The 8,847-nt window shown below is 68.0% G+C and carries 9 protein-coding genes; 8 read left to right on the top strand and 1 reads right to left on the bottom strand.

Annotation, left to right across the window (positions count from 1 at the left end; all coding sequences use genetic code 11):
• From VFA16_RS03795 to VFA16_RS03780, 4 genes are all read left to right on the top strand, one after another.
• Window positions 1-697 (top strand): transglutaminase family protein (locus tag VFA16_RS03795; RefSeq protein ID WP_324966529.1); only part of this gene is annotated, 697 nt, incomplete at its 5' end.
• Complete coding sequence (locus tag VFA16_RS03790; protein ID WP_324966528.1) at window positions 690-1,718, top strand: putative zinc-binding metallopeptidase; 1,029 nt, start codon at window positions 690-692, stop codon at window positions 1,716-1,718. The genes VFA16_RS03795 and VFA16_RS03790, both read left to right, overlap by 8 nt.
• Before the next feature lie 36 nt (window positions 1,719-1,754).
• The gene (locus tag VFA16_RS03785; protein WP_324966527.1) at window positions 1,755-3,098 is read left to right on the top strand and encodes a replication-associated recombination protein A; all 1,344 of its coding nucleotides are present in this window, start codon (window positions 1,755-1,757) and stop codon (window positions 3,096-3,098) included.
• Complete coding sequence (locus VFA16_RS03780; protein ID WP_324966526.1) at window positions 3,095-3,430, top strand: hypothetical protein; 336 nt, start codon at window positions 3,095-3,097, stop codon at window positions 3,428-3,430. Before VFA16_RS03785 ends, VFA16_RS03780 begins: the two co-directional genes overlap by 4 nt.
• Before the next feature lie 51 nt (window positions 3,431-3,481).
• On the opposite strand, the gene VFA16_RS03775 is transcribed toward VFA16_RS03780, so the two are convergent.
• Entirely contained in the window at window positions 3,482-4,102 is a 621-nt protein-coding gene (locus VFA16_RS03775) for an antibiotic biosynthesis monooxygenase (protein WP_324966525.1), read from the bottom strand.
• A gap of 165 nt (window positions 4,103-4,267) precedes the next feature.
• On the opposite strand from VFA16_RS03775, the gene VFA16_RS03770 reads away from it, so the two are divergent.
• The 4 genes from VFA16_RS03770 to VFA16_RS03755 all read left to right on the top strand — a co-directional run.
• Window positions 4,268-4,675, top strand: coding sequence for a secondary thiamine-phosphate synthase enzyme YjbQ (locus VFA16_RS03770; RefSeq protein ID WP_324966530.1), 408 nt, complete (start codon window positions 4,268-4,270; stop codon window positions 4,673-4,675).
• 123 nt (window positions 4,676-4,798) lie between these two features.
• On the top strand, window positions 4,799-7,489 hold the full coding sequence (gene alaS, locus VFA16_RS03765; RefSeq protein ID WP_324966524.1) for an alanine--tRNA ligase: 2,691 nt from the start codon (window positions 4,799-4,801) through the stop codon (window positions 7,487-7,489).
• Window positions 7,490-7,990: a Holliday junction resolvase RuvX gene (gene ruvX / locus VFA16_RS03760; RefSeq protein WP_324966523.1), complete on the top strand. Its 501-nt coding sequence runs from the start codon at window positions 7,490-7,492 to the stop codon at window positions 7,988-7,990.
• A partial coding sequence (locus VFA16_RS03755) for an endolytic transglycosylase MltG (RefSeq protein WP_324966522.1) occupies window positions 7,983-8,847 on the top strand: 865 nt, incomplete at its 3' end. The genes ruvX and VFA16_RS03755, both read left to right, overlap by 8 nt.

Raw genomic sequence — 8,847 nt, 5'->3', positions numbered from 1 at the left:
CGTCACCGAGCCACACCGCACCTTGACCGTCACCAGCGAGTCCGTCGTCGAGGTCGACCCGCCGCCCGCCGAGCTGTACGGCGCCGGATCGGCGCGGGCGCCGTGGGAGCAAGCCCGGCCCGCCGGGCCGGATGGCGCCTTAGCGATGGAGTTCACGCTCGACCTGGACCCGCCGGAGATCACCGACGAGGTGCGTGACTACGCCGCCCCCAGCTTCGTTCCGGGGCGTCCCCTGATCGACGTGCTGCGCGACCTGGCGTCGCGCATCCACGCCGACTTCACCTACCGCTCCGGCTCGACCACGGTGTCGACCGGCGTGCACGAGATGCTCGTTGCGCGCGAAGGGGTCTGCCAGGATTTCACCCGGCTGGCCATCGCCTGCCTGCGCGCCAACGGGCTGGCCGCCAGCTACGTGTCGGGTTATCTGGCGACCGACCCGCCGCCGGGCAAGGAACGGATGGTCGGCATCGACGCCACCCACGCCTGGGCGGCGGTGTGGACACCGGAAAATCGTTGGTTGGGAATGGATCCCACCAATGACCAGATGGTCGACGAACGCTACATCGTGGTCGGCGTGGGCCGTGACTACGCTGACGTGCCGCCGCTGCGCGGCATCATCTACACCAACTCGGAGAACAGCGAGATCGACGTCGCCGTCGACGTGGTGCCGTGTGTGGACGGAGTGCTGCATGCGTGACTTCGTCTGCCCCAACTGCGGTCAGCGCCTGACGTTCGAAAACTCGATCTGCTTGTCTTGCGGTGCCGCGCTGGGGTTTTCGCTCGACGACATGGCGCTGCTGGTGATCAGCGACGCCGACGACGTCGAGTACCCTGGCGCCGTCAGCGCCCGCGAGTGTCAGCTGTGCGCGAATATGCATCTGGCGGAATGCAACTGGCTGGTCCGTGTGGCCCAGGGTGGGCTCTGCGTGTCCTGCTCGCTGACCCGGTGCCGGCCCAACGATTCCGACACCAAGGCGCTGGCGGCGTTTGCGCGCGCTGAGCGGGCCAAACGACGGCTGATCGCCGAGCTCTGCGAGCTGAAGCTGCCGATCATCGGACGCGACCGCGACCCCGACTACGGGCTCGCATTCGACCTGCTGTCCAGCGAACACCAACAGGTGATGACAGGCCACCACAACGGCGTCATCACCCTGGATTTGGCCGAGGGCGACGACGTGCACCGCGAGCAGCTGCGCATCGAGATGGGCGAGCCCTACCGCACGCTGCTCGGGCACTTCCGCCATGAGATTGGCCACTACTACTTCTACCGGCTGGTCGACCCGTCACCGGATTACCGGGCCCGGTTTCGGGAGCTGTTCGGCGATCCCGACGCCGACTACCAGGCCGCGCTGGAGCGGCATTACCGCGACGGCGCGCCCGCAGGCTGGGAGGAGCGGTTCGTGTCGTCGTATGCGACCATGCACCCCAGCGAGGATTGGGCCGAAACGTTCGCCCACTACCTTCACATCCGCGACGCGCTTGACACCTGCGCCTCCTGCGGGCTCGCCCCGGCGGCCGCCACCTTCGCACGACCACCGGTGGGGCCCAGCGCTTTTCGGACCATCATCGAAATGTGGCTGCCGTTGTCGTGGTCGTTGAACATGGTGAACCGCTCGATGGGCCACGACGACCTCTACCCGTTCATGCTGCCGGCCCCCGTGCTGGAGAAGATGGGTTTCATCCACACCGTCATCGACGAGGTGACCCGCGGCCGCTAGCGTGTCGCCGTCGCCGTCGGTGGTTAACCTGAGACGGTGTCCGACGGTCTCTTCGACCTGCCCGGTGCGCCCAGCTTCACCGACCGCGACCCAGCTGCTTCGGCCGCGGCGCCCCTGGCGGTGCGGATGCGCCCGGCCACCCTCGACGAGGTGGTCGGGCAGGACCACCTGCTGCAGCCCGGGTCGCCGCTGCGCCGCCTGGTCGAGGGCTCCGGTGTGGCGTCGGTCATCCTCTACGGGCCGCCGGGTAGCGGCAAGACGACGCTGGCCGCGCTGATCTCGCAAGCGACCGGGCGCCGGTTCGAGGCGCTCTCGGCGCTGTCGGCCGGTGTCAAAGAGGTCCGCGCGGTCATCGACATCGCTCGAAAGGCCGCCGCACACGGCGAACAGACGGTGCTGTTCATCGACGAGGTGCACCGCTTCTCCAAGACCCAGCAGGACGCCCTGTTGTCAGCGGTGGAGAACCGGGTGGTGCTGCTGGTGGCGGCGACCACCGAAAACCCGTCGTTCTCTGTGGTGGCCCCGCTGCTGTCGCGGTCGCTGATCTTGCAGCTGCGGCCCTTGAGCGGCGACGACGTACGCGCTGTAGTGCTGCGTGCGATCGAGGACCCGCGCGGCCTGGCCGGGCAGGTGCAGGTCGCCTCCGACGCCGTCGACTTGCTGGTCCGGCTGGCCGCCGGCGATGCCCGTCGCGCGCTGACCGCGCTGGAGGTGGCAGCCGAGGCGAATGATCCGGTGACCGTCGAGGCGATCGAACGCTCGCTGGACAAGGCGGCGGTGCGCTACGACCGCGACGGCGATCAGCACTACGACGTCATCAGCGCGTTCATCAAGTCGGTGCGCGGCTCCGACGTCGACGCCGCGCTGCACTACCTGGCCCGGATGCTTGTCGCCGGCGAAGACCCGCGGTTCATCGCACGCCGGCTGATGATCCTGGCCAGCGAGGACATCGGCATGGCCGATCCGACCGCGCTGCACACCGCGGTAGCCGCCGCGCAGACCGTGCAGCTGATCGGCATGCCCGAAGCCCAGCTCACGCTGGCGCACGCCACCGTGCACCTGGCCACCGCGCCCAAGTCCAACGCGGTGACCACTGCTCTGGCGGCGGCGATGGACGACATCAAAGCGGGCAAGGCTGGCCTGGTGCCAGCGCACCTGCGCGACGGCCACTATTCGGGTGCGGCAGCGCTGGGCAACGCGGTGGGATATCGCTACTCCCACGACGACCCCGATGGTGTTGTGGCGCAACAGTATCCGCCCAACGAGCTGGTCGGGGTGGACTACTACCGGCCCACCGGACACGGTAAGGAACGCGAAATTGCCGGCCGGCTAGAGCGGCTGCGGGCAATCATCCGCGGAAAACGACACGGAGGAGCATGAAGACCTTCACCGACGACGAAATGAACGCGCTGTTGCCCGCCGCCAGGGCCTACACCGTCGTCATCCTCACGCAGGGACCGAAGTTCGGCGGCGACGACACCCCGGCAATCATCTGGGAGCACGGCCGGCGCAATTTCGCGCTGCGCCACGAGGGCCTGCTCGCGGTGGTGCTTCCGGTCACCGACGGCTCGGAGGTGTGCGGTGTCGGGGTGTTCACCGGATCCGTCGAGGAGACCACCGCGGTCATGAACGACGATCCCGGGGTGCAGGCCGGGGTGTTCCGCTTCGAAGTGCACCCGTGCCGGGGATTTCCCGGCGATGCCCTGCCCTAGTGCTCTGGCGGCGACCCGCTGCGCGCGGCTTCGCCGCGCTTGCGGTCGCCGCTACACCAGCTCGGGCACCCGCAAGTGCGCGAGCGCCAGCTCGAACTCACCCACGTCGTACTGGTCGGTGCCCAGGTCGCGCAGCAGCGCGGTGCGCAGCGAACGGGCCTTGTCGCCGTTGCGCTGCATGGCCTCCATACTGTCGAACGTCGACGACGACACGGCACGCCACGAGTTGCGGTCGATCATCAGGCTGGCGCTGCAGAACCCTTCGAGCTTCTCGATGTCGGGCAGCACGGACTCCCGGTAGAACTCGATGGCCCGGTCGAACTGATCGGCCCGCACCTTCAGCCAGGTGGCCCGCACGCAGGCGCCGGAACCGGAGCGGTGGTCACGGTGCAACACCGCGATCTCCCATTCGTCGACGGTCGGGCTGCCCCCAAATGCCTGCGCGGCCCGGTCGCGCACCGGCCGCACCCGCTCAGCGCTGGAGTGCATCGCCTCTTGGGTCTCCCATGCGCTGGTCGCGATGCAGCGGCCGGTCTCGCGGTCCACCAGCAGCGACATGCCCACACACCCGTCGACCTGCTCCAGCGCGGGCATCACCTCATCACGGATGTGCGCAATTCCTGCGTCGATCAGCGATGGTTGGGCCTCAATCGTCGTTGAGCGTGCGTACACGGGTCGACCCCCTCACCTGTTGGGGTGGCGCCCCGGCGGCGCCACCGATCCACTGAATACTTTTCACCCGCCGATTACGCATGGCAATGGGCAGTCGCCGTGCCGTTCCGGGGGATTGGCAGCATCGTGAGCCTGACTCGTAGGCTGGAAGTCGTGGATACCGATGTGCTGGAAGTAGACACCGCGCGTCGCCGGATCGTCGACCTGACCGACGCGGTGCGTTCGTTCTGCGACGGCCACCAGGACGGCCTGTGCAACGTGTTCGTCCCGCATGCGACGGCGGGGGTGGCGATCATCGAGACCGGCTCCGGCTCCGACGACGACCTCGTCGACACCCTCGAACGGCTGCTGCCCCGGGACGACCGGTACCGGCACGCGCATGGGTCCGAAGGCCATGGCGCCGATCACTTGCTGCCGGCCATCGTCGCGCCCTCGGTGACGGTGCCGGTGCAGGACGGCGCACCGCTGCTGGGCACCTGGCAAAGCGTCGTGCTGGTCGACCTCAACCGGGACAACCCGCGACGGAAGGTGCGGTTAACTTTTGTCGCCGGAGCCGCAGAGCCGGCGACATAGGGAACAGCGGGTCTCGGCACCACGCGGTGCCACGATTCGTTAGCTGTTCAGCACGGGTAACCAGACCGGTAGGGTAATGCGGTCGCAAATGAGCCGTGCAGCGGCGGCAAAGGAAGCGGAAAAGTGCGGACACACGAGATCAGGAAACGGTTCCTTGATCATTTCGTGAAAGCGGGACACACCGAGGTGCCGAGTGCCTCGGTGATCCTCGACGACCCCAACTTGCTGTTCGTCAACGCCGGCATGGTTCAGTTCGTGCCGTACTTCCTGGGCCAGCGCACGCCGCCCTACAAAACCGCCACCAGCATCCAAAAATGCATCCGCACACCCGATATCGACGAGGTCGGCATCACCACCCGACACAACACGTTTTTCCAGATGGCCGGCAACTTCTCGTTCGGCGACTATTTCAAGCGCGGTGCGATCGAGCTGGCCTGGACGCTGTTGACCAACAGCGTCGAAGACGGCGGATACGGGTTGGATTCCGAAAGAATCTGGGCGACAGTCTATCTCGACGACGACGAGGCCGCGCAGCTGTGGCAGGAAGTCGCGGGGTTGCCGGCTGAGCGCATCCAGCGCCGCGGCATGGGCGACAACTTCTGGTCGATGGGCATCCCCGGCCCCTGCGGGCCGTCGTCGGAGATGTACTACGACCGGGGGCCGGAATTCGGGCCCGAAGGCGGTCCGGTCGCCAGCGAAGACCGCTACATCGAGCTGTGGAACCTCGTGTTCATGGAAAGCGAGCGCGGCGAGGGCACCAAGGACGAGTTCGAGGTCACCGGGTCGTTGCCGCGCAAGAACATCGACACCGGCATGGGCGTGGAGCGGGTGGCCTGTGTGCTGCAAGACGTGCACAACGTCTACGAAACCGACCTGCTGCGCCCCGTCATCGATACCGTGGCCAAGCTGGCACCGCGCGGGTATGACGTCGGCAACCACGACGACGACGTGCGCTACCGCATCATCGCGGACCACAGCCGCACCGCGGCGATCCTGATCGGTGACGGGGTCAGCCCCGGCAACGATGGCCGCGGCTATGTGCTGCGCCGGTTGCTGCGCCGGGTGATCCGCTCGGCCAAGCTTCTCGACATCGACACCCCGATCGTCGGCGAGCTGATGGCCACCGTGCGCGACGCCATGGGCCCGTCGTATCCCGAACTGGTCAGCGACTTCGAGCGCATCCAGCGCATCGCGGTCGCCGAGGAGACCGCGTTCAACCGCACGCTGGTCTCGGGTTCGAAGCTGTTCGAAGAGGTCGCCACCGCAACCAAAGCAGCCGGTTCGACCGTGCTGTCCGGCTCGGATGCCTTCACTCTGCACGACACCTACGGCTTCCCGATCGAACTCACCCTCGAGATGGCGTCGGAGGCCGGTCTGCAGGTCGACGAGCACGGCTTCCGCGAGCTGATGGCCGAGCAGCGCCGTCGCGCCAAGGCCGACGCCGCAGCACGCAAACATGCGCACGCCGATCTTTCGGCCTACCGCGAGCTTATCGACGCCGGCCCGACAGAATTCACCGGCTTCAACGAATTGGCTTCTGAAGCAACGGTTTTGGGTATCTTCGTCGACGGCAGGCGAGTCCCGGTAGTGTCGCACAGCGTCAACGGCGCACACCGCGTCGAACTCATCCTGGACCGCACCCCGCTGTATGCCGAGTCGGGTGGGCAGCTCGCTGACGCTGGCAGCATCACCGGCACCGGCAGCAGCGAAAGCGCCAGGGCGGCGGTCACCGATGTGCAGAAGATCGCCAAAACCCTGTGGGTGCACCGGGTCAACGTCGAGTCCGGCGAATTCGTCGAAGGCGACACCGTCATCGCGTTCGTGGACCCCGAGTGGCGCAAAGGCGCCACCCAGGGCCACTCGGGCACCCACATGGTGCATGCTGCGCTGCGACAAGTATTGGGCCCCAACGCCGTTCAGGCCGGATCGCTGAACCGGCCGGGATATCTGCGCTTCGACTTCAACTGGCAGGGCCCGTTGAGCGGCGATCAGCTGGGCCAAGTAGAAGAGGTCACCAATCAGGCGGTGCAGGCCGACTTCGAGGTACACACGTTCACCGAGCAGCTCGACAAGGCCAAGGCAATGGGCGCGCTGGCGCTGTTCGGGGAGAGCTACCCGGAGATCGTACGGGTCGTCGAAATCGGCGGGCCGTTCTCGCTGGAGCTCTGCGGCGGCACGCATGTGCACAACTCGGCGCAGATCGGCCCGGTGACGATTCTCGGTGAGTCGTCGGTCGGTTCGGGGGTGCGCCGGGTGGAGGCCTATGTCGGGCTCGACTCCTTCCGCCACCTGGCCAAGGAGCGTGCGCTGATGGCCGGGCTGTCGGCGACGCTGAAAGTCCCCTCCGACGATGTGCCGGCCCGGGTGGCCAACCTGGTGGAGCGGCTCAAGGCCGCCGAGAAGGAACTCGAACGGATGCGGCTGGCCAACGCGCGGGCGGCCGCAGCCAATGCTGCCGCCGGCGCCGAGCGCATCGGTAACGTGCGTGTGGTGGCGCAGCGGATGTCGAGCGGGATGACGGCTGGTGACCTGCGCTCGCTGGCCGCGGACATCCGCGGCAAACTCGGCAGCGACCCCGCGGTGGTCGCGCTGATCGCCGGCGGTGACGACGACTCCGTGCCGTATGCCGTGGCCACCAACCCCGCCGCCCAGGAGCTGGGCATCCGCGCCAACGACCTGGTGAAGTCGCTATCGGCACCGGTCGGCGGCCGCGGCGGCGGCAAGCCCGACCTCGCTCAGGGCTCGGGCAAGAACCCGTCCGGCATCGACACTGCACTCGACGCGGTCCGTGCAGAGATAGCGCGGGTCGGCTGAGTGACGTCGCTAGAACACCGGCTGCCCGATCGGCCCGGCGGGGACGACCCCGGCCGGGGGCGGCGGCTGGGCATCGACGTCGGCAGTGTGCGCATCGGCGTGGCCAGCAGCGACCCGGACGGCATTCTGGCCACACCGGTGGAAACGGTGCGGCGCGAGCGTTCCGGCGCGCATCTACGTCGGCTCGCTGAGCTCGCCGCCGAACTAGACGCGGTCGAGGTGGTCGTCGGGCTACCGCGCACGCTGGCCGACCGGGCCGGCCCGTCGGCCCGCGACGCGATCGACGTCGCCGACGCGCTGGCCCGCCGGATCGCGCCGATCCCAGTGCGGCTCGCTGACGAGCGGCTGACCACGGTGAGCGCTCAGCGCTCGCTGCGCGCGGCCGGGGTCCGCGCCAAAAGCCAACGCGCCGTCGTCGACCAGGTCGCGGCGGTGGCCATCCTGCAAAGCTGGCTCGACCAGCGCCGCGCGGCCCTTCCCGGGGAGGCCGGCGGTGCCTGACAGCGCAGGCCGCGACCGCGCCAAACCTCAGGCGGTGGGCCCGCCGCGGCATCGCAAGAGCCGCTCCGAGCGGCTCCGCGACCGGCGCATCCGTCGCCGCCGGCACATCGTCGGTGGATTGGCCGTCAGCCTGCTCGTCGTCATTGTCGTGGCCGCCGTGTTCGTGGGCTCCAAGCTGTGGCACACCGTTTTCGGCTCCGACAACGACTACACCGGCAGCGGCAAGCGCGACATCGTGATCCAGATCCACTCCGGCGACTCGACCACCGCCGTCGGCGAGACGTTGTTCAACCACGGCGTGGTGCGCACGGTCCGGGCATTCGTCGACGCCGCGCACGGCAATGCCGCGATCTCGGCGATCCAGCCGGGCTACTACCGGATGCGCACCGAGATCCCCGCGAAGTCCGCGGTGCAGCGGCTCGCGGACCCGCATAACCGGGTGGGCAAGCTGGTCATCCCCGAGGGACGTCAGCTCGACGACACCACCGACATGAAGACCAACGCGGTGACCCCGGGGATCCTCACCTTGATCTCCCGCGCTACCTGCGTGGACCTTGACGGCAACGAGCACTGTGTTCCAGTGGCCGACCTGCGCAAAGCGGCGGGTCAGGTCCGCCCGCCGACGGCGTTGTCGGTGCCGCAGTGGGCGATCGAGCCGGTGACGGCGATGGGCGACGACCACCGCCGCATCGAGGGTCTGATCGCGCCGGGGACGTTCAACGTCAACCCATCGGGTTCCGCCGAATCGATTTTGACGACGCTGATCAACACCAGCTCCGACGTGTACGTGCGTTCGGATCTGCTGGACACCGCGAACTCGTTGAGCCTGTCGCCCTACGACGTGCTGGTGGTGGCGT

The sequence above is a fragment of the Mycobacterium sp. genome (assembly GCF_035653355.1).
Lineage (GTDB): Bacteria > Actinomycetota > Actinomycetes > Mycobacteriales > Mycobacteriaceae > Mycobacterium.
This window is presented reverse-complemented; position numbering and strand designations above follow the sequence as displayed.

Coding starts and splice junctions, on each gene's coding strand:
- VFA16_RS03780 (WP_324966526.1), top strand. CDS start 3,095: ATGAAGACCTTCACCGACGACGAAATGAACGCGCTGTTGCCCGCCGCC.
- VFA16_RS03790 (WP_324966528.1), top strand. CDS start 690: ATGCGTGACTTCGTCTGCCCCAACTGCGGTCAGCGCCTGACGTTCGAA.